We start from the raw sequence: 18,444 nt of genomic DNA, 5'->3' as shown, positions 1-18,444 counted from the left end.
CGGCTCACAGGCTCCGGTCGAAGAGCGGACGGCGGGAGCCGGCGGCGACGGCGGTGCCGTCGGCGCTGTACCCCTCGGTCCCCTCGCCCAGGGTCAGCAGGGTCTCCCGCGCCGAGCGGATGCCGGCGGTGACCAGGTCGCGGTTGGCCTCGGCCATCGCGGTGACCTCGCGGGTGATCGCCTCGAAAGCGTCGCGGTGGTCGGCGAGGATGGAGGCCCACGGCTCGGCGACCGACTCGGCCAGCGCCCGGAGGCTCGGGTTGGGAGCCAGGCCCGCCTGGGCGGCCGCCTCGTCGGCGGCGACGGCGCGGAGCACCTCGGTCTGCCGGATCGTCTCCAGGACGGCCTCGACCTCCTTGGCGGCGCGCAGCAGCCACTTGGTGCGACCGGTGGCCATCACCAGCTGCTCGACCTCCAGCTTGAACAGCAGGGTCTCCAGCAGCTCGCGCTCGCGCCACAGGATGAGCGAGAGCTTCTCCATGACCGGGTCCCTTCGGTGTCGGGCTGGATGCGGTGGGCTTCGTGTGTGAGACGAGTGAGGTGGGCAGCTCCTCGAGACCTCCCATCGGCGGAGGTGAGGGTGACCTGAGCCTTTTCCGAGCGGCGTCTCCGGGACCCTTCGCGCCACTCGGCCTACGCCGGGGTAGCCGGAGCGGGCCATCCCCTCCCGGGACCTAGGTCCTCATTCCTGCACACCCGGAGGGTTGATCCCCAATAGTGGGTACACGGTGCGCTTCCCTGAACGACTCTCGTCCTGTGAGCGAGATGAAGGCCGGGCAGGCCACCGAGGAGCTGATCACGGCGACGATGCCGCTGGTCGGGCACATCGTCCGTGAGATGGCAGGCCGGGTGCCGTCCCACGTCTCCCGCGACGACCTGACGTCGGCCGGACTGGCCGCGCTGGTCCAGGCCGCCCACGCCTTCGACGCCGAGCGCGGCGTCCCGTTCGCCCGCTACGCCGCCACCCGGATCCGAGGTGCCCTGCTCGACGAGCTGCGCAGCGTCGACTGGGCCTCCCGCTCGGTGCGCCGCCGGGCCCGCGACCTGGACGAGACCCGCCACCGGATGGCCGCCACCCTCGGCCGCGTCCCGAGCAGCGCCGAGGTCGCCAGCGCCATGGGGATGACCCTCGACGAGGTCGTCGCCAACGACGACGACATCGCCCGGGCCCAGGTGCTCTCTCTCCAGGGCGCCCCCGAGGACTCCCTCGACGAGCTGCTGCCCGCAGACGGCGCCACCCCCGAGCAGCTGCTGGAGCACAAGGAGCGCCTCACCTACATGATCGAGGCGGTCGCCGAGCTCCCCGAGCGGCTGCGCGTCGTGGTCAGCGACTACTTCCTCAACGAGCGGCCGATGGCCGAGATCGCCGAGCAGCTCGGGGTGAGCGAGTCCCGCGTCTCCCAGCTGCGCGCCGAGGCGCTCGGCCTGCTCCGCGAGGCGCTGCACCGCGAGCTCGAGCCCGGCCTGGTCAAGCCGGCCGCCAAGCCGGAGGGCTGCGCGGCACGCCGCCGCGAGTCCTACTTCGCCGCCGTCTCCGCGCGGCACGCCGCCACGCTCCGCCGCCCGGCCCCGCGGCCGGTGCTGGACGCGACTGCCTGAGCCCACTCGCCCCCGGGCCAGGGAAGTCGCGAAAAACTTTCGCCAATTCCTCAGGCCGGTCCGACGGGGGCCGATGAGAACGCCAACGGAGTCCACGGACGGACTCCAGCACGTGACTCCATTCCAGGAAGGAAACCATCATGAGTCTTCGCATCAACCAGAACATCGACGCAATGTCGGCCTACCGCAACCTCTCCACGACGTCCGGCCAGATGGCCAAGTCGCTCGAGAAGCTCTCCAGCGGTTTCCGCATCAACCGGGCCGGCGACGACGCCGCCGGTCTCGCGATCTCCGAGGGCCTGCGCTCGCAGATCGGCGGCCTGAAGATGGGTGCTCGCAACGCCCAGGACGGCATCTCCGTCGCCCAGACCGCGGAAGGTGCCCTCACCGAGGTCCACTCCATGCTGCAGCGCATGAACGACCTCTCGGTGCAGTACCAGAACGGCACGCAGAACACGAAGTCGCAGGAGGCCATCGAGGCCGAGTTCGGGGCGCTCACCGAAGAGATCACCCGGATCAAGGAGAACACCCAGTTCAACGGTGTTGACCTCTTCGGCGGAACCGCCCTGGCCTTCCAGACCGGTTACGCCGCGACCGACACGATCTCGATCTCGGGCACCGCGCTCGCCGACTTCACCACCGGCACCACCGCCCTGACGGCCGCCGGCGGCAGCGCCGCCGTGCAGACCGCCATCGAGAACGTGTCGGCTCAGCGTGCCGAGCTCGGTGCCGTGCAGAACCGTTTCGAGCACACCATCAACAACATCAACGTGACCGTGGAGAACCTCTCGGCCTCCGAGAGCCGGATCCGCGACACCGACATGGCGCAGGAGATGATGAACTTCACCCGTTCGCAGATCCTGTCCCAGGCCGGCACCGCGATGCTGGCGCAGGCCAACCAGGCGCCCCAGGGCGTCCTGTCCCTGCTCCGCTGATGGCTGACGGCGGTCGGTCGGGCACTCCGGTGTCCCGACCGGCCGCCGTCTCAGCATCCGCATCCAGCACCCGGCCTGGTTGAGAGGAGGACCCCGTGGCCAGCGTCTCCGGACTTTCCGGCTTCGACAGCGCCAGCATCGTCGACCAGCTCATGCAGCTGGAGACCGTCGGCAAGACCCGCGTGCAGACCCGGGTCCGCACCGAGGAGAGCGCCCTCAAGGCGCTCCAGGGCCTCAACACCAAGCTCGCCGCGCTCGCGACCAAGGCCGCCGACACCGGCAAGGCAGGGGCTTGGTCCACCCTGACCGCCACCTCCTCTGCTCCCGGCGTGAGCGCCACCGCCTCCGCCGCCACGGCCGCCTCCTCCTTCTCGGTCACCGTCGAGCGCCTCGCGCTCACCCACCAGCTGCCCTTCGCCGCCCCGGCCGCGCTCACCGACACCGTCACCTCGGGATCGACGACCGTGCGGCTCGACCGGCTCGACGGCGCTGCTCCCCTCGACCTGGCGACCGACGGCACCCTCCAGGGGCTCGTCTCGGCGCTCAACGACCCCGCCAACGAGACCGGCGTCCGCGCCACCGCGGTCCGCGTCTCGGACGGCTCCTACCGGCTGCTCGTGGAGTCGACGACCACCGGTGAATCCTCGAACTTCGCGCTCACCAACCTCGACGGCTCGGAGCTGCTCGGCGGCGCCACCGCACGAGCCGGCCAGGACGCCGCCGTCTCCCTCGGCGGCATCACCGCCACCTCCTCGACCAACACCTTCGCCGACCTGATGCCCGGGGTCTCGGTGACCCTCGCTCCCCCGGCCACCGCCGGCACCGTCGCCGAGCTCACGGTCGCGCGGGACGCCACGGCCGTCACCGCCTCGGTGAAGTCCCTGGTCGACGACCTCAACGCCGTCCTCAAGGAGATCGATTCCCTGACCGCCTCGGGCGGAAGCGGGGCGGCGAAGGGCCTGCTGGCCGGGGACAACACCGTCCGTTCGATCCGGACGGCGCTGCTCGACTCCGTCTATCCGGGCGACGGCACCTCGCTCGCGGCCCTCGGCATCCAGACCGACCGCTACGGCAAGCTCGTCCTGGACGAGACGGCCCTGGCCAAGGCGTACGAGACCGACCCGGCGCAGCTGGCCGCAGCCCTCGGCTCAGCCGGCAGCGGCTTCGCGTCCCGGGTCCAGGACGTCGCCAAGAAGGCCAGCGACGCCTTCGACGGCACCCTCTCCGGCGCGGTCGCCGGCCGTCAGGCCGGCATCAAGCGCCTCAACGACTCCGTCGAGCAGTGGGACACCCGCCTCGAGCTCCGTCGTACCACCCTCACTCGTCAGTTCACCGCCCTCGAGACCGCCCTGAGCCAGATGAACAGCCAGTCCAGCTGGCTGGCCAGCCAGATCAGCAGTCTCCCCTCCTGGAACGGATGATCGTCATGGTCCCCAACGACGCCCGCGCCGCCTACCTCGGCGCGTCGGTGAACACCGCGAGCCCCGAGCGGCTGCTCGTCATGCTCTGCGAGCGGATGACCCTCGACCTCCGTCGCGCCGCCGATGCCCAGGACGCCGGCGACCACATGGCCGCCCACACGCTTCTGCTGCACGCCCAGGACATCGTCGTCGAGCTCCGCTCCACCCTGCGCACCGACGCCTGGGAGGGCGCACCCCGGCTGGCCTCCCTCTACGACTGGATGTTCGGCCAGATGGTCCTGGCCAACACCCGTCGCGACACCGCCGCCACCCGCCACGTCCTGGCCCTGGCCGAGCAGCTCGCCGCCACCTGGCGCGAGGCGGCCCTCCAGCAGGCGGCCGCGAGCTGATGAGCACCACGGCTGAGACCCCGTCCACCGGACTGAGCACCGCGGCCTGGGTCGCCGAGCTCGAGCGCCTCGAGGAGGACGTCCGTCGGACCGAGCAGCTGCTCTCCGACCCGACCGAGGCGCTGCTCTCGTGGCACACCCGCCCCGCCTGGCACGCGCCCTCGCTCGGGCCGATCCCGGAGCACCTCGCAGCGCGCGCCCAGACGTTGCTGGCCCGCCAGGACGAGGTGCGCACGCAGCTCACCCGGGCGCTGGCCGACCTGGCGCGCCAACGCGGGTTCGCCGACCGGGTCAGCATCGCCACCGCCGCGGGGCCCGCCGCGCCGGCGTACCTCGACATCACCGCCTGACCCGCGCGGGGCGACTCAGCCGCGAACGACCTCCACGAGCCGCTCGGCGATCTCGTCCAGGGCCAGCACCTCGTGCGCGAGCCCCGCGGCGACCACGGCCCCGGGCATCCCCCAGACGACCGAGGACGGCTGGTCCTGGACCAGCACGGTGCCGCCGGTGGCCTGGATCGCGCGGCAGCCCGCGGTCCCGTCGTGGCCCATGCCCGTGAGCACCACCCCGAGGGCTCCGGCGCCGTAGACGTGGGCGCCGGAGCGGAAGAGGACGTCGACCGAGGGGCGGCAGAAGTTCTCCGGCGGCCCCGCGTCGATGCGGGTCAGCACCTCCCCGCCGCTGCGGTGCACCGAGAGGTGCCGGTCGCCCGGGGCCAGGTAGACGTGGCCGGGGAGCAGCGGCTCGCCGTCGACGGCCTCCGTGACGGCCAACGGGCTCACCCGGTCGAGCCGGGAGGCGAACATCGCGGTGAAGACGGGCGGCATGTGCTGCACCACCACCACCGGCACCCGGAAGTTGAAGGGGAGGTCCCGCAGCACGCCGGCGAGGGCGTCGGGGCCACCGGTCGAGCAGCCGACCAGCAGCACCTCGGGCCGGGTGGTCTGACCGCTCGCCAGGACCCGCGGCGGGAGCAGCTGGTCGGCCACCTGCACCGCCTGCGCGGTCCCGACCAGGGCCGTGATCTTGGGGATCAGCTGGTCGGCGATCTCGCGGACGCTGGCGGCCAGGCTGTCGCTGCCGGTCGGCTTGGTCACGTAGTCCGAGGCGCCCAGCGAGAGCGCCTCCAGCGTCTTCATGGCGCCCCGCTCGGTGAGCGTGCTGAACATGATCACCGGCAGCCGGGGGTGGGCCGCGCGCAGTCTGCGCAGCGCAGCCAGCCCGTCGAGCACCGGCATCTCGATGTCGAGGACGACGGCGTCCGGCGAGAGCTCGTCGGCCAGCTCCAGCGCGTGCTGGCCGTCGACAGCCTGGCCCACGACGGTGAGGCCCGGATCGGTCTCGAGGGCGGCGGTCACGATGCGGCGGACCGCGGCGGAGTCGTCGACGACGAGAACATTGATCACGTGGCTCCTATCGGCAGCCGGCCGCGCGACGTGAGGGCCGGCGGATGCCGATTTCCCTCAGGAGCGGCGGCCGATGACCGATGAGGACGACGTGAGTCTCTCGTCCCTGGCCTTCGGCTACGTCTCCGACCTCGTGCGTCGTGAGACGGCGATGCTGTATCCCCCGGACAAGGCCTACCTGGTCGAGTCGCGCCTCGCCCCGCTCGCGGCGACCGCGGGCTGCAGCCTGGAGGCGTACGTCGCCAGGCTGCGCCACGACGTCGTCGAGCAGGGCCGGGTGGTCGACGCGCTCACCATCAACGAGACCTCGTGGTTCCGCGACAACACCCCCTTCCGTGCGCTCGCCACCGACATCGTCCCCGCACTGGTGCGGGAGCGGAAGGGGCGCCACCTGAGGATCTGGTCGGCGGCCTGCTCGAGCGGCCAGGAGCCCTACAGCGTCGCGATGACGCTCAAGGAGCACCTGCCGCACGGCTGGACGGCCGAGATCTGGGCCACCGACGTCTCCCCCACCATGGTCGACCGGGTGGCCGACGCCCGCTACGGCCAGGTGGAGATGAACCGCGGCCTGCCGGCGACCTCGCTGGTCAAGTACTTCACCCGGGCCGGCTCGGAGTGGGAGGTCGTCCCCGAGCTGCGCGCGATGGTCCGCCCGGCGGTGGTCAACCTGGTCCAGGACCTGCCCCCGACGCCCCTCTTCGACGTGGTGCTGCTGCGCAACGTGCTCATCTACTTCGACCTCGACGTCCGCCGCGAGGTGCTGCACCGGGTGAGGGCCACGATGGCCCCCGGCGGCTACCTGGTGCTCGGCTCGTCGGAGACCGCCATGGACCTGGGCAGCGACTGGGTCCGCGACACCTGCGGCCGGCTGCAGCTGCACCGGCCCGCTCCGGGGGCCACCACCGCCCCACCTGCCGCGGCAGCCACCGCGGCGGGCGGCCCGAGACTCACCGCGACGGGATCCTGACATGCACGCACTCATCATCGACGACTCACGGGCGATGCGCCTGATCCTGCGCCGGATCCTGGTCGGGCTGGGCTTCGGCGCCACCGAGGCCGCCAACGGGCGCGAGGCGCTGGACCTCCTCGAGGTCGGTCTCCACCCCGACCTCTGCCTGATCGACTGGAACATGCCGGTGATGGACGGCTACGACTTCGTCTCCGAGGTGCGCAAGGTCCGCGAGTGGCGCGACATCACGCTGATGATGGTGACCACCGAGAGCGAGCACGCCCAGATCGTCAAGGCCCTGGCCGCCGGTGCCCACGAGTACGTCATCAAACCCTTCACCGCGGATGCCATCCGCGACAAGCTGGAGCTGCTCGGGCTCATCCAGGACGGAGCCCTCACGTGATCCTGGCGATGAACGGTGAGCAGGCCCTGGTGGCCGCCAGCCCCAAGCCGACCGACGTGCGGAAGCTGACCGAGGAGGTGTGGGCCTCCTTCCTCGACGAGCACGGTCCGCTCCAGGTGGGCACCGGGCTCGACTTCCACCCCGAGTGGTCGGCCAGCGTGAGTGTCAGGGGCGAGTGGAACGGGGTGGTCGCGCTGGAGATGACGACCTCGGGCGCGCAGCAGCTGACCCGCAGCATGCTCGGCCTCGCCACCGGCGACGACCTGGTCGACGGCGACCTGGTCGACGCGATCGGCGAGATGGTCAACATGATCGGGGGGAACGTGAAGGGGCTGGTCCGCGGTCCGTGCCGCCTCTCCCTGCCGCTGGTGGCCGCGGGCCGGTTCGCCCACGGCTCCGGCCAGATGGAGGTCGTGCGGCTCGGCTGCACCTGGGCCCAGGAGCCGCTGGCCATCACGGTGCACGCCGGCCGTCCGACGAAGCAGCTGGGGGTGCGGTGAAGATCCTCGTCGCCGACGACAGCCGGGTGATGCGCCAGATCGTCATCCGCACGCTGCGCCAGGCCGGCTTCGCCGGCCACGACGTGGTCGAGGCCGAGAACGGGCGCCAGGCGGTCGAGCTGGTGCGCACCCACAGCCCCGACCTCGTCCTCTCGGACTGGAACATGCCGGAGATGAACGGCATCGACGCGCTGGCGGTGATCCGCGCCTCCGGCTCCCGGGTGCCGTTCGGCTTCGTCACCTCCGAGGGCACCGAGGACATGCGCGTCCGCGCCACCGCGGCGGGTGCGCAGTTCCTCATCGCCAAGCCGTTCACCGCCGAGGTGTTCGCCCACGAGATCTCCACGGTCCTGCCGCCCGCCCCATGAGCGTCCACCTCCCCGCACCCAAGGAGATCCGCGACCTCCTCGCCGACCTGCTCGGCCGGCAGGTCGAGATCTCGCTGGCGGCCCCGCTGGCTCCCGGCCCCAAGACCCCGGCGACCTTCGCGGTCTACGTCGACGACTACCTGCGCGTCTCCGCGCTGCTGGTGCTCGACGTCCCGCTGTCGGCCTACGCCGGTGCCGCCATCGGGCTGGTGCCCCGCACCGTCGCCCAGAACGCGATCAAGTGGAGCGTGCTGCCGCCGCTGCTGGAGGAGAACCTGCGCGAGGTCCTCAACGTCACCGTCAACCTCTTCCACGCCGGCGACGCCGACCACCTCCGGCTGCACGCCGTCCACCCCGCCGGCGCAGCCGTGCCGCAGGACGTCCTGGCGCGGTCCCTGACGCTGGGCCAGCGCACCGACGTCGCGGTCGACGTGGCCGGCTACGGCAGCGGCGCGCTCTCGGTGGTGCTCGTCCAGCGGTGAGGATGACCATGCCCGCATGGTCATTCCGGGGGGTCTCGGCCCGCCATTGGTCCCGACCTGGGCTGCGCGGCCAGATTCTCCTCAACTCCCCTCGCTACGGGCCGAACTGACCCTCGAGCACGGAACGCTCACCCCCGCCGAAGGACCGGCACACCCTCGAGAGAGGCATCTGCCTTGTCGTCCTTCGCCGTCACCGACGCCGTGTCGTCCGCGCTCGGCGCCGCCCTCGACGGGGTCGCGCTGCGCCAGCGCGTGATCGCCGACAACATCGCCAACGTCGACACCCCCGGCTTCCGGGCCACCTCGGTGGAGTTCGAGTCCTCGCTGCGCGCCGCCATCGCCGACGGCGGCCTCGCCCGCGGCGACGGCCAGGTCTCCATGACCTCGACGCCGACCGACACCCCCGTGGGCGTCAACGGCAACAACGTCGACCTCCGCAAGGAGTCGCTGGCCGCGATGCAGTCGCAGTTCCAGTACCAGCTGCTGACCCGCGCGGTGAACGACCGCCTCTCGCTGGTCCGTACCGCGGCGACGGGCCAGTGATGGGCGCCTTCGACCTGCTCCGGATCGCCGGCTCCAGCCTGGGCATGCACCAGACGTGGCTGGACTCGCTCTCCCACAACATCGCCAACGGCAACACCGCCACCAGCACCGACGAGGACGCCTTCCAGGCGCGCATGGTCGTGGCCCGGGCCCGGCCGGACGGCGGCGTCGACGTCGCCGGCGTCGAGCTCGGCAACGCCGAGGGCCTGCTGGTCCACAGCCCGGAGAACCCGCTGGCCGACGAGAACGGATACGTGCGCATGCCCGACATGGACATGTCCTCCCAGATGACGCAGCTGGTGATGGCCCAGCGGGGCTTCCAGGCCTCGGTCCAGGTCACCAAGAACGCCCAAGACTCCTACAACGCCGCCCTGCAGATCGGACGTGGCTGATGAGCATCTCAGGTATCGAGGGCGTCGGCTTCACGCCGTTCGTCCCCCAGAACGTCGGTGTCGGCGCCGCCGGCGGCGCCTCGGGCGCCCAGGGTCCCCAGGGCCCGCAGGGGGCGGGCTCCGACTTCGGCGGTCTGGTCCTCGACGGGCTCGACCGGCTCGAGGGTGTCCAGGAACGCGCCGACAAGCTCGCCGTCCAGGCCGCCACCGGTGACCTGGCCGCCATGCACGACTACACGATCGCCGCCACCGAGGCCGCGGTCACCACCCAGCTGACCGTCGCGGTGCGCAACAAGGCGCTCGAGGCGTTCAACGAGATCATGCGGATGCAGGTCTGATGAAGGACACGATGACGCGGGGCCTGGGACGGTTCCAGACCACGTTCACCTCGTTCACCGCCGGCCAGAAGGTCGTCGCCGTGGTCGGGACGCTGGCTCTCCTCCTGGCGGGCTTCATGGTCTTCCGGTGGGCCGCCACGCCCAGCTACAGCCCGCTCTTCTCCAACATGGCCGCCGAGGACGCCTCCGCGGTCATCGACGAGCTCGAGGCCAGCGGGGTCCCCTACGAGATCAGCAACAACGGCGCCACCGTGATGGTGCCCAAGGAGCAGGTCCACGAGACCCGCATCGCGCTGAGCGGCGAGGGCCTGCCCGCCAGCAGCGGCGACGGCTACTCGCTCCTCGACGAGCAGAGCCTGTCCACCTCGCAGTTCCAGGAGCAGACCTCCTTCAAGCGGGCCATGGAGGGCGAGCTCGCCGCCACGATCGAGGCCATCGACGGGGTGCGCACCGCCGTCGTCCACCTCGCCCTGCCGGCCAAGCAGGTCTTCGCCAAGGAGCAGGACCCGGCCACCGCCTCCGTGCTGGTCGCCACCGACCGGGGCGACACCTTCGCCCCCGAGCAGGTGCAGGCCGTGGTCCACCTGGTCGCCTCCAGCATCGACGGCCTGGCGCCCGAGAAGGTCACCATCACCGACTCCACCGGCCGGCTGCTCTCCGCCGACGACGCCACCAGCGGCACCGGCGCCGGCACCCGCGCCCAGGCCGTGGAGGAGTACCAGGACGACCTGAGCGCCAAGATCCAGCAGACCCTCGACACCGTCGTCGGTCCCCGCAACTCCACGGTGGCGGTCACCGCCAACCTCGACTTCGACAAGTCGGTCAGCACGACCACCACCTACGAGTCGGACCCCGACGCCAAGCCGCTCTCCCGCTCCAGTCAGCGCGAGAACTACAACGGCGGCGCGGGCCCGGACGGCGCCGGCGGCGTCGTGGGCCCCGAGGGCCAGATGGAGAACCAGGGCGAGACCGGGGACTCGGCCTACACCAAGGAGACCACCACCGAGGACAACGCCGTCAACAAGGTCGTCGAGACCCGCGAGGCGGCCCCCGGCGGCGTGGAGTCGCTGCACATCGGCGTCGCCCTGGACGCCAACTCCGAGGTCAAGGTCGGCGCCGCCGACATGCGCAACCTGATCGCCGCGGCGATCGGGGAGAACCTGGAGCGCGGCGACACCATCGAGGTCGCCACCCTGCCCTTCGACCGCAGCGCCCAGGAGGCGGCGGAGCGCGAGCTCGAGCTCGCCGCGGCCGCGGACGCCAAGGCCGCCCGCAACGAGATGCTGCGCAACTTCGGCCTCGGGGCACTCATCGCGCTGATGCTGCTGCTGGCGTGGCTCAAGGGCCGCCAGCGCGCCAAGGCCCGCGCCCAGGCCACCACCTACGTCGTGGAGCAGCTCCGCGCCGACCAGGCCACCCGCAGCCAGCAGCCGATCGAGACCAGCCCCGCCCTGATGGCGCTGGAGGCCGCGGAGCGCACCGACGCCGAGGAGCTGCGTGACGAGCTGACCGCTCTCGTGGAGCGCCAGCCCGAGGACGTCGCGCAGCTGCTGCGCGGCTGGCTCGTGGAGCGCCCCTGATGACCGCCGTCGCCACCAAGGGCCTGCGCAAGACCGCGGTGCTCCTCATCCAGCTCGGCAAGGAGCGCGCCAGCGAGGTGCTCAGCCACCTCTCCCCCGAGGAGGTGGAGGCGATCTCCGGCGAGATCGCCCGCCTCGCCTACGTCAGCGGGGAAGAGTCCGACCAGGTGATGGGCGAGTTCCGGACCCTGCTCACCGCCCGCGCCCACATCGCCAAGGGCGGTCTCGAGTACGCCCGCGAGCTGCTCCAGGGCTCGTTGGGCGAGGACCGCGCCGCCGAGGTGATCGAGCGGCTCCAGGCCGCCGCGGTACAGATGCCGTTCCAGTTCCTGCACCGCGCCGACCCCGCGCAGCTGCGCTCCTTCATCGCCGACGAGCACCCCCAGGTGATCGCGCTGGTGCTGGCGCACATGACCGCCGACAAGGCCTCCCTGGTGCTCTCCGGGCTGCCGCCCGAGCAGCAGGCCCAGATCGCCCACCGGATCGCGGTGATGGACCGCACCTCCCCCGAGATCGTCCACGTCGTCGAGACGACCCTGGAGCGCAAGCTCTCCTCCATGCTCCAGCCCGCCGAGATGTCGCGGGTCGGGGGCCTGGACCCGCTGGTCAACATCATCAACCGCTCCGACCGCTCCACCGAGCGGCAGATCGTCGAGGGCCTCGAGGCGCTGGACACCTCGCTGGCCGACGAGGTCAAGAGCCGGATGTTCATGTTCGAGGACATCGTCATGCTCGACGACCGCTCGGTGCAGCAGGTGCTGCGCGAGGTCGAGGGGTCCGACCTGGCCCTCGCCCTCAAGGGCATCGAGGACGGGCCGGTACGGGCCAAGATCACCGGCAACCTCTCCGAGCGCGCCGCCGAGAACCTGCTCGAGGAGGTCGAGCTGCTCGGGCCGGTCCGTCTCACCCAGGTGGAGGAGGCCCGCCAGGGCATCATCCGCACCATCCGCAAGCTCGAGGAGTCCGGCCAGATCATGGTCCGGCGAGGGAGCGACGATGAGTTCGTCGACTGAGGCTCCGGTCCAGGCTCCCGTCCCGGTGCAGCCGCAGGTCACCCGGGTCCGTCCCCCGGAGCTGCGCCGCGGCGAGTGGACCCGGCTGGGCCCCGACAGCCTGCTGGGCGACGCCGTCGCCGAGCACACCCTCTCCGCGGTCGCGGAGCAGGCGCGGGCGGCCGCCCGCGCCCAGGGCTACACCGTGGGCTGGGCCCAGGGTCGCCGCGAGGCGGCCGAGGAGGCCACCGTCGCGGCGCACGACCAGGCCGAGCGCTGGGCGCTGGCCGAGCGCGAGCGGGCCGCGGAGCACGCCGCCGCGCTGGCCGCGCTGACCGCGGCCGCCGAGCAGCTCACCTCCCGGGTCGCCGAGACCGTGGAGCGGCTCGAGGCGCAGGGCACCGAGCTCGCTTGGTCCTTGACCGAGGAGCTGCTCGCCGGTGCGATCGCCTCCGCCGACGGCGCCGACGTCGTACGCCGGGTGCTGGCGCTGACGCCCAGCGGCCCGATCGCCCGCGTCCACCTCGCCCCCGGGCACCTGGACCACCCGGCCGTCGCCGACCTCGCCGACCGCGGTGTGGCCGTGGTCGCCGATCCCTCCCTGGGTCCGGTCGACGCGGTCGTCGAGGTCGAGGACCACGCCCTCGACCTGCGGCTGGAGCCCGCGATGGCCCGGGTCCGGGAGGCGCTGCGATGAGCGCGCTGACCACCGCCCGGCACGAGGCTGCCCTCGCCGCGGCCGGCCCCACCCGGCTGGGACGGGTCACCGAGATCCTCGGCCTCCACCTGCTGGTGCGCGGCGTCGCCGCCGCGGTCGGCGACCTGGTCGAGATCGAGTCCACCACCGGGATCCCGGTGCTCGCCGAGGTGGCCGCGTCGGGCTCCACCGGGCTGGTCTGCCTGCCGCTGGGCCCGACCACGGGCCTGCGCGCCGGTGCCCTGGTGCAGCACACCGGCGGGCCGCTGCGGATCCGGGTCGGCGAGGAGCTGCGCGGCCGGGTGCTCGACGGGCTCGGCCGGCCGATCGACGACGGCCCCTCCCTGGACCACCTGCCGTGGGTCAGCGTCGACCACCCCACGCCCCCGGCCCTCTCCCGCCCGCGGATCACCCAGCAGCTCGGCCTCGGCGTGCGGGCGCTGGACTCCCTCACCCCCTGCGGCCGCGGCCAGCGGATCGGCATCATGGCCGGCTCGGGCGTCGGCAAGTCGAGCCTGCTCTCGATGATCGCCCGCGGCACCGACGCGGAGGTCTGCGTGCTGGCGCTGGTGGGCGAGCGTGGCCGCGAGGTTCGCGAGTTCATCGAGAACGACCTCGGTCCCGAGGGCCTGGCGCGCTCGGTCGTGGTGGTCGCCACCTCCGACGCCCCGCCCGTGGAGCGGCTGCGGTCGGCGTTCGTGGCGACCCGCATCGCGGAGTCCTTCCGCGACGAGGGGCGCGACGTGGTGCTGATGATGGACAGCCTCACCCGGGTCGCGATGGCCCAGCGCGAGATCGGCCTGAGCGCCGGCGAGCCGCCCGCCACCCGCGGCTACCCGCCGAGCGTCTTCGCCCTGCTCCCCCGCCTCCTCGAGCGCGCCGGCACCTCTGCCGCCGGCAGCATCACCGGCCTCTACACGGTGCTCGTCGAGGGCGACGACATGCAGGACCCGGTCGGCGACACCGCCCGCTCGATCCTCGACGGCCACGTCGTCCTCTCCCGCCGTCTCGCCACCTCCGGCCACTTCCCCAGCATCGACGTGCTGGAGTCGATCTCCCGGGTTACCAGCGCGGTGACCACCCCCGAGCAGCGCGCCGACGCGACCCGGCTGCGCCGGATGCTGGCCGCCCACCGCGACGTGCGCGAGCTCGTCGAGATCGGGGCCTACGTGCGCGGCGCCGACGCCGACGCCGACGCCGCCCTGGCGCTGATGCCGCAGATCAACGACTTCCTGCGCCAGTCGATGGAGGAGAGCACGCCCACCTTCGCCACCTGGACCCGGCTCCACGAGCTGGTGGCCCGATGAGCGCGCGCCCCGACGCCGTCGACCGCGGGATGCGGGCCGTGGAGCGGGTCCGCTCCGTGCGGGAGCGCGACAGCCGCCTCGGCCTCCAGGAGGCGACCGCCGAGCGGGACCGTCTCCGCGGCCGGCTCACCGAGCTCGAGGGCCGGCTGACCACCGCCCCCGCCTGGGGCGAGGGGACCACCGGCTCCTACCTGGCCCTGCGCGGCTCGCTGCTCTCCCTCGGGGAGGCGATCGGTCGCGCCGAGCACGAGGTGGCCTCCGCGCAGCGGATCGCCGACTCGGCGCACGCCCACTGGAGCCAGGACAAGACCCGGCTCTCCGCGGTGGAGAGCCTGCTGGAGCGGCGGGCCGCCGCCCGCCGCGCCGAGCGGGCCCGGCACGAGGCGCGCGAGCTCGACGACATCGCCGGCCAGCTGTGGATCCGCCAGCAGGAGGGGACCCGATGACCGTCGCCGACGTCACCAGCCGGATCGCCCAGATCCAGTCCCAGCTGGCCCTGCTCGCCCCGCCCAGAACCTCCGGCGGCGACTTCTCCGCCGCGCTCGGCCAGGCGCTGGGCGACTCAGCCCTGGCCACCGGCACCTCCACCACCGGCTCCACCGGCGCGGCGCCGCTGACCGGTGCCGCTCCCGTGCCCAGCAGCGCACCCGCCGGCTCGGTCTCCGGGGACGACGTGGTCGCCGAGGCGCGGAAGTACCTCGGCCTGCCCTACGTCTGGGGCGGCACCGACCCGACCAAGGGGATGGACTGCTCCGGGCTGGTGCAGGTGGTCTACAAGAACCTCGGCTACGACCTGCCCCGGGTCTCCTTCCAGCAGGCCGCCTCCGGGCGTCCGGTGGAGAGCATGAGCCAGGCCCAGCCCGGCGACCTGATCGCCTGGGACAACTCCAGCCGCAACGACGGCGTCGACCACATCGCCATCTACATCGGCGGCGGCAAGATGATCGAGGCGCCCCGGACGGGGCTGGACATCCGGGTCGTCGACGTACCGACCACCCCGCACGTGATCCGGCGGATCCTGCCCGACGCCGCGGCCGCCGGCACCACCGGCAGCACGGCCGGCGTCGCCGGAGCCTCCGCCGTGCCCGCCGCCGGTGCCGGCGGCACGCCGTACGCCGACCTCTTCAGCAGCGCCGGCGCCCGGCACGGCGTCTCCCCGGCACTGCTCTCCGCCGTCGCTCGCCAGGAGTCCGGGTTCGACGCCCAGGCGGTGAGCCCCGCGGGGGCCCAGGGCCTGATGCAGCTGATGCCGGCCACCGCCCAGGGGCTCGGGGTCACCGACTCCTTCGACCCGACGCAGGCCGTCGACGGCGCTGCCCGCCTGCTGCGCGACCTGCTCGACCGGTTCGGTCGCACCGACCTGGCGCTGGCCGCCTACAACGCCGGGCCCGGTGCGGTGATCCGCTACGACGGGGTCCCGCCCTACGCCGAGACCCAGAACTACGTGCGCTCCGTCATGGGCGCGCTCGGCGGTGCCCGATGACGCCCCTCACGTCGTTCCCGACCGTCCCGACCGTCCCGACCGTCCCGACCGTCCCGACCCTGGCGACCCCCGCCGCCAGCACGCCGACCGGAGCCCCGGTCCCGCCCGAGACGGTCTCCGGCTTCCTCGGGCTGCTGCTCGCCGCGCTTCCTGGTGCCACCCCGGCCCCCGACCCGGCCACGACTGCGGCGCCGCAGGGCGGCGTCCAGGTGGACGGGACCGAGCAGGACGAGCCGGAGCTGGACGGGACCGAGCTGGAGGGGACCGAGCCGCTGGCTGCTCCCGACGCCGCTGCCGCGCTCCCGCCGCTCTACGTCTCGGCGGCGGTGGCGCTGCTCGGGCCCTTCGGGCTCGACGCCGCCCGGGTGGCGAGCGGGGGCACCCCCGCCCCCGCCACCCCCCTCGGGACGTCATCGGACTTGGTCGCCCCGGCGACCACCGGCGATGACGTCACGCCGGGCGGGACCAGCCCGTCGGCCACCCCGCTCGGGACGTCATCGGACTTGGTCGCCCCGGCGACCGCCGGCGATGACGTCAGCCCGGCGGCGGCGCCGCAGGCGGGCCCCGTCGGGGCCTCGGCCGGGGCCGCCAGCGGCACGGCAGGTACGACGGTCGCGCCAGGCGAGGTCGGCGCAGCCGGCGCCACCGCGATCCCGGGTGGCATGACCGCGGCGGCCGCGCCCGCCACGAGCGCGACCACCGAGACGGCCGCGCACGTGCGCGGTCAGGTGTTCCCCGAGGTGACCAGCCTGGTCAGCCGCGGGAACGGCACCCACCGGATCACCCTCACCCTCAACCCCGAGGCGCTGGGCGAGGTCCGGGTCACGCTCGTGGTCCGCAACGGCGAGGTGACGGTCAGCTTCGCGGCCGGCGACCAGGCCCGCGGCGCGCTCCGCGAGGGCGCCCCCGAGCTGGCCCGGCTGCTGGAGCTCGCCGGCGCCTCGGAGAGCCGGGTGCTGGTCCGCGAGCCGGGCGCGGCCGACCCGGCCGCCTCCGCGAGCACCCGTGACGGCGCCCGCGACGGCGCCCGCGACGGCGACGGCCCCCGGGCCGACGCCGACACCCCCGGCGGAGACCGGGGACCCACAGACCACCACGCAGGGACGCGTGAGGGACAGAACGCCACGGACGGCACCATCCGCGGAGCCCGGGGAAACCCCGCTGCGCACGAACCGGTCAGCCGTCCCCGTGCCACGGGGCTCGACGTGACCGTCTGAGGAGGAATCCGTGTCTGTCCAGGCAACGGAGGCCGTGGCTCCCGGCATGTTCGGTCCGGCCACGACCGCGGCGGCGACCCCGTCGACGCAGAACGACAAGGACATGTTCCTGCAGCTGATGGTGGCGCAGATGCGCTACCAGGACCCGCTGAACCCGGCTGACTCGGGCGAGTTCCTGGCCCAGTCGGCGCAGTTCACGGCCCTGGAGAAGATGCAGGCCGTGGCCGACCAGACCGCGCTGCTGCTCTCGGCCCAGATGGCCTTCGGTGCCAGCGGGCTCGTGGGCCGCAACGTCTCCTTCACCAACCCCGACGGCACGGTCGGCAGCGGCCTGGTCGGCGGCGTCACCTTCGGCGCCCAGGGCCCCGTCCTCGACGTCGACGGCACCGAGGTGCCGCTGGCGATGGTCGCCTCCGTGACCGCGGCGGCCGCTCCCGGCTCCACCACCCCTGATCCGTCCCTTCCCACTTCGTGAGGTAACCACCATGCTTCGTTCTCTCTTCACCGGCATCTCCGGCCTGCGCGTCAACCAGACCATGCTCGACGTGACCGGCAACAACATCGCCAACGCCAACACCACCGGCTTCAAGTCCAGCACCACCGTCTTCCAGGACACCCTGAGCCAGATGATGACCGGCGCCGGCGCCGCCAACGCCAACAACGGCGGCACCAACCCCGTCCAGGTCGGCCTGGGCGTCCAGCTCGCCGGCACCGTCACCAACCTCACCCAGGGCTCGGAGCAGACCACCGGTCGCGGCACCGACCTGATGCTCTCGGGCGACGGCATGTTCGTGGTCCGCAAGGGCAACGAGCAGCTCTACACCCGGGCCGGCGCGTTCTCCTTCGACAACACCGGCGCTCTGGTCACCCCGACCGGCAACCGGGTCCAGGGCTACGCGCTGGACGCCGCCGGCGTCGCCACCGGCGACCTCGTCGACGTCACCCAGGGCACCGCCGGCGTCCTGCCGGCCGTGCCCGCGGGGGTGGAGATGACCTCGTTCTCGATCGGCAGCGACGGCAAGGTCACCGGTCTCTTCTCCGACGGGATCCAGCGCGGGCTGGCCCAGCTGGCCATCGCCGACTTCACCAACCCCCAGGGCCTGGAGAAGGTCGGCGAGACCAGCTACCGCGCCTCGGCCAGCTCCGGCGGGGCCGAGCTGGGCGTGGCCGGCCAGGCGGGCCGCGGCACGGTCAAGGCCGGCTCGCTGGAGATGTCCAACGTCGACCTGGCCGCCGAGTTCACCAACCTGATCCTGGCCCAGCGCGGCTTCCAGGCCAGCTCGCGGGTGATCACCACCTCCGACCAAGTCCTGGAGGAGCTGGTCAACATCAAGCGCTGACGCACCAGCTTCTGGCCGGTCCGCCCCAGATCGGGACGGACCGGCCAGAAGGCCTCAGGTCGGGCACGAACCGGCCGAACTGAACATCGAGGGCCACGGACGG

24 protein-coding genes are annotated in these 18,444 nt (G+C 72.9%); 22 read left to right on the top strand and 2 right to left on the bottom strand.

Annotated features, from left to right (window positions below; translation table 11 throughout):
* Positions 1–4: 4 nt before the first annotated feature.
* On the bottom strand, positions 5–481 hold the full coding sequence (locus tag AC3X7R_RS05080; protein WP_489964480.1) for a flagellar protein FlgN: 477 nt from the start codon (positions 479–481) through the stop codon (positions 5–7).
* A gap of 284 nt (positions 482–765) precedes the next feature.
* Between AC3X7R_RS05080 and AC3X7R_RS05075 the strand changes: the two genes are divergently transcribed.
* From AC3X7R_RS05075 to AC3X7R_RS05055, 5 genes are all read left to right on the top strand, one after another.
* Positions 766–1,599 carry a sigma-70 family RNA polymerase sigma factor gene (locus AC3X7R_RS05075; protein WP_489965132.1) on the top strand — a complete coding sequence of 278 codons (834 nt, stop codon included), beginning with the start codon at positions 766–768 and terminating at the stop codon, positions 1,597–1,599.
* A gap of 140 nt (positions 1,600–1,739) precedes the next feature.
* Complete coding sequence (locus tag AC3X7R_RS05070; RefSeq protein ID WP_489964479.1) at positions 1,740–2,534, top strand: flagellin N-terminal helical domain-containing protein; 795 nt, start codon at positions 1,740–1,742, stop codon at positions 2,532–2,534.
* A gap of 95 nt (positions 2,535–2,629) precedes the next feature.
* A complete protein-coding gene (gene fliD / locus AC3X7R_RS05065; protein WP_489964478.1) occupies positions 2,630–3,955 on the top strand; it encodes a flagellar filament capping protein FliD in 1,326 nt (441 codons plus the stop codon).
* Positions 3,952–4,344: a flagellar export chaperone FliS gene (gene fliS, locus AC3X7R_RS05060; RefSeq protein ID WP_489964477.1), complete on the top strand. Its 393-nt coding sequence runs from the start codon at positions 3,952–3,954 to the stop codon at positions 4,342–4,344. The genes fliD and fliS overlap by 4 nt, the downstream gene beginning before the upstream one ends.
* A complete protein-coding gene (locus AC3X7R_RS05055; protein ID WP_489964476.1) occupies positions 4,344–4,694 on the top strand; it encodes a hypothetical protein in 351 nt (116 codons plus the stop codon). The genes fliS and AC3X7R_RS05055 overlap by 1 nt, the downstream gene beginning before the upstream one ends.
* A 15-nt stretch (positions 4,695–4,709) precedes the next feature.
* Here the strand turns inward: AC3X7R_RS05055 and AC3X7R_RS05050 are convergent, their stop codons facing one another.
* Positions 4,710–5,750, bottom strand: a complete 1,041-nt coding sequence (locus AC3X7R_RS05050) for a protein-glutamate methylesterase/protein-glutamine glutaminase (RefSeq protein ID WP_489964475.1) — start codon at positions 5,748–5,750, stop codon at positions 4,710–4,712.
* A 91-nt stretch (positions 5,751–5,841) separates the two neighbouring features.
* On the opposite strand from AC3X7R_RS05050, the gene AC3X7R_RS05045 reads away from it, so the two are divergent.
* The 17 genes from AC3X7R_RS05045 to AC3X7R_RS04965 all read left to right on the top strand — a co-directional run bounded on the left by AC3X7R_RS05045 (position 5,842) and on the right by AC3X7R_RS04965 (position 18,341).
* Complete coding sequence (locus tag AC3X7R_RS05045) at positions 5,842–6,717, top strand: CheR family methyltransferase (protein ID WP_489964474.1); 876 nt, start codon at positions 5,842–5,844, stop codon at positions 6,715–6,717.
* 1 nt (position 6,718) lies between these two features.
* On the top strand, positions 6,719–7,102 hold the full coding sequence (locus AC3X7R_RS05040; protein ID WP_489964473.1) for a response regulator: 384 nt from the start codon (positions 6,719–6,721) through the stop codon (positions 7,100–7,102).
* The gene (locus AC3X7R_RS05035; RefSeq protein ID WP_489964472.1) at positions 7,099–7,602 is read left to right on the top strand and encodes a chemotaxis protein CheX; all 504 of its coding nucleotides are present in this window, start codon (positions 7,099–7,101) and stop codon (positions 7,600–7,602) included. Before AC3X7R_RS05040 ends, AC3X7R_RS05035 begins: the two co-directional genes overlap by 4 nt.
* Complete coding sequence (locus AC3X7R_RS05030) at positions 7,599–7,970, top strand: response regulator (RefSeq protein WP_489964471.1); 372 nt, start codon at positions 7,599–7,601, stop codon at positions 7,968–7,970. Before AC3X7R_RS05035 ends, AC3X7R_RS05030 begins: the two co-directional genes overlap by 4 nt.
* Entirely contained in the window at positions 7,967–8,452 is a 486-nt protein-coding gene (locus AC3X7R_RS05025; protein WP_489964470.1) for a hypothetical protein, read from the top strand. Before AC3X7R_RS05030 ends, AC3X7R_RS05025 begins: the two co-directional genes overlap by 4 nt.
* Positions 8,453–8,626: 174 nt before the next feature.
* The gene (flgB, locus tag AC3X7R_RS05020; protein ID WP_489964469.1) at positions 8,627–8,995 is read left to right on the top strand and encodes a flagellar basal body rod protein FlgB; all 369 of its coding nucleotides are present in this window, start codon (positions 8,627–8,629) and stop codon (positions 8,993–8,995) included.
* Positions 8,995–9,387, top strand: coding sequence for a flagellar basal body rod protein FlgC (locus AC3X7R_RS05015; protein WP_489964468.1), 393 nt, complete (start codon positions 8,995–8,997; stop codon positions 9,385–9,387). Before flgB ends, AC3X7R_RS05015 begins: the two co-directional genes overlap by 1 nt.
* The gene (fliE, locus tag AC3X7R_RS05010) at positions 9,387–9,725 is read left to right on the top strand and encodes a flagellar hook-basal body complex protein FliE (RefSeq protein ID WP_489964467.1); all 339 of its coding nucleotides are present in this window, start codon (positions 9,387–9,389) and stop codon (positions 9,723–9,725) included. The genes AC3X7R_RS05015 and fliE overlap by 1 nt, the downstream gene beginning before the upstream one ends.
* The gene (fliF, locus tag AC3X7R_RS05005) at positions 9,725–11,305 is read left to right on the top strand and encodes a flagellar basal-body MS-ring/collar protein FliF (RefSeq protein ID WP_489964466.1); all 1,581 of its coding nucleotides are present in this window, start codon (positions 9,725–9,727) and stop codon (positions 11,303–11,305) included. The genes fliE and fliF overlap by 1 nt, the downstream gene beginning before the upstream one ends.
* Positions 11,305–12,318 carry a flagellar motor switch protein FliG gene (gene fliG, locus AC3X7R_RS05000; protein ID WP_489964465.1) on the top strand — a complete coding sequence of 338 codons (1,014 nt, stop codon included), beginning with the start codon at positions 11,305–11,307 and terminating at the stop codon, positions 12,316–12,318. The genes fliF and fliG overlap by 1 nt, the downstream gene beginning before the upstream one ends.
* Positions 12,302–12,994 carry a FliH/SctL family protein gene (locus AC3X7R_RS04995; RefSeq protein ID WP_489964464.1) on the top strand — a complete coding sequence of 231 codons (693 nt, stop codon included), beginning with the start codon at positions 12,302–12,304 and terminating at the stop codon, positions 12,992–12,994. Before fliG ends, AC3X7R_RS04995 begins: the two co-directional genes overlap by 17 nt.
* Positions 12,991–14,301, top strand: coding sequence for a FliI/YscN family ATPase (locus tag AC3X7R_RS04990; protein ID WP_489964463.1), 1,311 nt, complete (start codon positions 12,991–12,993; stop codon positions 14,299–14,301). Before AC3X7R_RS04995 ends, AC3X7R_RS04990 begins: the two co-directional genes overlap by 4 nt.
* A complete protein-coding gene (fliJ, locus tag AC3X7R_RS04985) occupies positions 14,298–14,747 on the top strand; it encodes a flagellar export protein FliJ (protein ID WP_489964462.1) in 450 nt (149 codons plus the stop codon). The genes AC3X7R_RS04990 and fliJ overlap by 4 nt, the downstream gene beginning before the upstream one ends.
* Complete coding sequence (locus AC3X7R_RS04980; RefSeq protein ID WP_489964461.1) at positions 14,744–15,784, top strand: transglycosylase SLT domain-containing protein; 1,041 nt, start codon at positions 14,744–14,746, stop codon at positions 15,782–15,784. Before fliJ ends, AC3X7R_RS04980 begins: the two co-directional genes overlap by 4 nt.
* Positions 15,781–17,001 carry a flagellar hook-length control protein FliK gene (locus AC3X7R_RS04975; RefSeq protein WP_489964460.1) on the top strand — a complete coding sequence of 407 codons (1,221 nt, stop codon included), beginning with the start codon at positions 15,781–15,783 and terminating at the stop codon, positions 16,999–17,001. Before AC3X7R_RS04980 ends, AC3X7R_RS04975 begins: the two co-directional genes overlap by 4 nt.
* A gap of 10 nt (positions 17,002–17,011) precedes the next feature.
* On the top strand, positions 17,012–17,476 hold the full coding sequence (locus tag AC3X7R_RS04970; RefSeq protein WP_489964459.1) for a flagellar hook capping FlgD N-terminal domain-containing protein: 465 nt from the start codon (positions 17,012–17,014) through the stop codon (positions 17,474–17,476).
* Between the two features lie 10 nt (positions 17,477–17,486).
* Positions 17,487–18,341 carry a flagellar hook protein FlgE gene (locus AC3X7R_RS04965; protein WP_489964458.1) on the top strand — a complete coding sequence of 285 codons (855 nt, stop codon included), beginning with the start codon at positions 17,487–17,489 and terminating at the stop codon, positions 18,339–18,341.
* Positions 18,342–18,444 lie beyond the last annotated feature (103 nt).

This window comes from Nocardioides sp. Z22_16 (genome assembly GCF_058134365.1).
Note: the sequence above shows the minus strand (reverse complement) of the source record. Positions and strands in the feature narration are given on the sequence as shown.

What these genes read in the sequence shown, in the direction of transcription:
- AC3X7R_RS05080 (WP_489964480.1), bottom strand. Translation starts at nt 481, where the DNA reads ATGGAGAAGCTCTCGCTCATCCTGTGGCGCGAGCGCGAGCTGCTGGAG.
- AC3X7R_RS05075 (WP_489965132.1), top strand. Translation starts at nt 766, where the DNA reads ATGAAGGCCGGGCAGGCCACCGAGGAGCTGATCACGGCGACGATGCCG.
- AC3X7R_RS05070 (WP_489964479.1), top strand. Translation starts at nt 1,740, where the DNA reads ATGAGTCTTCGCATCAACCAGAACATCGACGCAATGTCGGCCTACCGC.
- fliS (WP_489964477.1), top strand. Translation starts at nt 3,952, where the DNA reads ATGATCGTCATGGTCCCCAACGACGCCCGCGCCGCCTACCTCGGCGCG.
- AC3X7R_RS05055 (WP_489964476.1), top strand. Translation starts at nt 4,344, where the DNA reads ATGAGCACCACGGCTGAGACCCCGTCCACCGGACTGAGCACCGCGGCC.
- AC3X7R_RS05040 (WP_489964473.1), top strand. Translation starts at nt 6,719, where the DNA reads ATGCACGCACTCATCATCGACGACTCACGGGCGATGCGCCTGATCCTG.
- AC3X7R_RS05025 (WP_489964470.1), top strand. Translation starts at nt 7,967, where the DNA reads ATGAGCGTCCACCTCCCCGCACCCAAGGAGATCCGCGACCTCCTCGCC.
- AC3X7R_RS05015 (WP_489964468.1), top strand. Translation starts at nt 8,995, where the DNA reads ATGGGCGCCTTCGACCTGCTCCGGATCGCCGGCTCCAGCCTGGGCATG.
- fliE (WP_489964467.1), top strand. Translation starts at nt 9,387, where the DNA reads ATGAGCATCTCAGGTATCGAGGGCGTCGGCTTCACGCCGTTCGTCCCC.
- fliF (WP_489964466.1), top strand. Translation starts at nt 9,725, where the DNA reads ATGAAGGACACGATGACGCGGGGCCTGGGACGGTTCCAGACCACGTTC.
- fliG (WP_489964465.1), top strand. Translation starts at nt 11,305, where the DNA reads ATGACCGCCGTCGCCACCAAGGGCCTGCGCAAGACCGCGGTGCTCCTC.
- AC3X7R_RS04995 (WP_489964464.1), top strand. Translation starts at nt 12,302, where the DNA reads ATGAGTTCGTCGACTGAGGCTCCGGTCCAGGCTCCCGTCCCGGTGCAG.
- AC3X7R_RS04990 (WP_489964463.1), top strand. Translation starts at nt 12,991, where the DNA reads ATGAGCGCGCTGACCACCGCCCGGCACGAGGCTGCCCTCGCCGCGGCC.
- fliJ (WP_489964462.1), top strand. Translation starts at nt 14,298, where the DNA reads ATGAGCGCGCGCCCCGACGCCGTCGACCGCGGGATGCGGGCCGTGGAG.
- AC3X7R_RS04980 (WP_489964461.1), top strand. Translation starts at nt 14,744, where the DNA reads ATGACCGTCGCCGACGTCACCAGCCGGATCGCCCAGATCCAGTCCCAG.
- AC3X7R_RS04975 (WP_489964460.1), top strand. Translation starts at nt 15,781, where the DNA reads ATGACGCCCCTCACGTCGTTCCCGACCGTCCCGACCGTCCCGACCGTC.
- AC3X7R_RS04965 (WP_489964458.1), top strand. Translation starts at nt 17,487, where the DNA reads ATGCTTCGTTCTCTCTTCACCGGCATCTCCGGCCTGCGCGTCAACCAG.